Source organism: Streptomyces sp. NPDC054840 (assembly GCF_053611065.1).
Window position 1 is genome coordinate 1 of sequence record NZ_JBSGZP010000992.1, and the last position, 1966, is coordinate 1966.

2 protein-coding genes are annotated in these 1966 nt (G+C 73.3%); both read right to left on the reverse strand.

Annotation, left to right across the window (positions count from 1 at the left end; translation table 11 throughout):
* Positions 1-46 precede the first annotated feature (46 nt).
* Positions 47-544 (reverse strand): peptidylprolyl isomerase, encoded by a 498-nt coding sequence (locus ACWGIU_RS36770; RefSeq protein WP_030009707.1) that lies wholly within the window; start codon positions 542-544, stop codon positions 47-49.
* Between the two features lie 68 nt (positions 545-612).
* The coding region (locus ACWGIU_RS36775) for a PQQ-binding-like beta-propeller repeat protein (RefSeq protein WP_453712417.1) at positions 613-1966 on the reverse strand (1354 nt) is incomplete at its 5' end.

The window sequence follows — 1966 nt, forward strand, 5'->3', positions numbered from 1 at the left end:
GTCCCCCGGAGGGGCGGGGCCGACCGACCGGTCCGGCGGGTGGGGATCAGGCGGCGTCGACGACGCCGGAGGCCGCGATCTCGACCTTGCCCTTGGGGGCGCCGGACTGGGAGCCCAGGGCCTCGATCTGGTCGACGAGCTCCTGGCCCGAGACGACCTCGCCGAAGACGACGTGCTTGCCGTCGAGCCACGAGGTGACCACGGTGGTGATGAAGAACTGCGAGCCGTTGGTGTTGCGGCCCGCGTTCGCCATCGACAGCAGGTAGGGGCGGTCGTGCTTCAGCTTGAAGTTCTCGTCCTCGAACTTCTCGCCGTAGATGCTCTTGCCACCGGTGCCGTTGTGGTTGGTGAAGTCACCGCCCTGCAGCATGAACTGGGGGATGACGCGGTGGAAGCCCGAGCCGGCGTAGCCGTAGCCGTTCTGGCCGGTGCACAGCTCACGGAAGTTCTGCGCGGTCTTCGGGACGACCTCGTCGAAGAGGTTGAAGACGATGCGGCCGGCGGGGGCGCCGTTGATGGTGATGTCGAAGTAGACGTTGCTCATGGGGTCCATCCTGTCACTCCCGGTGCGGTGCGCTACGCGGCGGGGCCGCAGCCCCGCCTCCGGGCAGGTCAACCGCTCGTACGGGTGCCCGTACCCTTCGCCGCGTCGAGGGCGTACACGCAGCGGTCCTTGCTGCATGCGTAGACCACGCCCGCGTCCGCCACCGGGGCGCCCGTGATCTCGCCGCCCGTGGCCAGCTTCCAGCGCAACTGGCCGCCCGCCGCGTCCAGCGTGTACAGGCAGTGGTCCGCCGAACCGAAGTGCACACGGCCGTCCGCGACCGCCGGCAGGCCGGTGATCTCGCCGCCCGCCGCGAACCGCCACTTCGGGGTGCCGGTGACCGCGTCGAGCGTGTACAGCGCGCTGCCCGCGCCCAGGTGGACATTGCCGTTCGCGACCACCACCGGGTCCGCGGACTGCCGTCCCTCCGTCGCGATCCGCCAGCGGTCGTGGCCGGTGGCCGCGTCGAGGGCGTAGACCGTACCCAGGTAGTCGACGAGGTAGACCCCGCCGCCCGTGACGGCCGCGCCCGGGGCGAACGCCGGGGGCGCCAGGAAGACCGCGGGGGCCTCGAAGTGCCAGCGGACCCGGCCGGAGGCCCGGTCCACCGAGATGACCCGGGTGCCGGCGGCGACGTAGACATTGCCGTCCGCGGCCGGTGTGACCCGGACGGGCACGTTCCCGCACGCGGCCGCGTCGCCGATCGGGTAGGACCAGGACTCGCGGCCGGTACGGGCGTCCAGGGCGCGCAGCCGGGCGTCCTGCCACACGTACACCGTGCCGTCGTGGAGGACGGGGGCCGCCTCCGGGGTCTCGAAGTCGCTCTGCGCTCCGGTCAGCTCCCACAGTTTGTGACCGTTGGAGGCCTCGCGGCCCTGTACTCCGCCGCCACGGGTGGCGGTGACGACCGTGCCGCGTTCGGCACGCAGCGCGTACACCCAGGCGTCGGTGGACAGCCGCCACCGCTCGGAGCCGTCACCGGCGTCGAGTGCGTAGAGGGAAGGTCCGTCGGAGGCGTGGATCCGGCCGTCGGCGACGGCCATGGACCAGGCGACGTCGCGGGTCTTGAACTGGCGCCGGCCGCTCGCCACGTCCAGCGCGTGGACCTCGAAGGAGGTCACGTAGAGCAGGTTCCCGGCGACGGTGGGCGTGCCCCAGACCTCGTTGGACATGCGGAAGCGCCAGGGCCGCCAGCGGCCGCTGTCCGGGGACGGGCCGGGGCTCGGTACGGGCTGCACCGCCGAGGGGGTGGCCACCGACCCGCCGGGCGGGCGGATCCAGCCGGTCGCCGAGTCCGCGGCGGCGGACGAGGCGTGCGCGGCCGGCGCCGCGACGCTCGCGCGCGGACCGGGCCCGATCGGCACCGGCGAACCGCCCAGGCGCACCGGCTCGCCCGAGGGCACCGGGGACATCGGCGGGTGG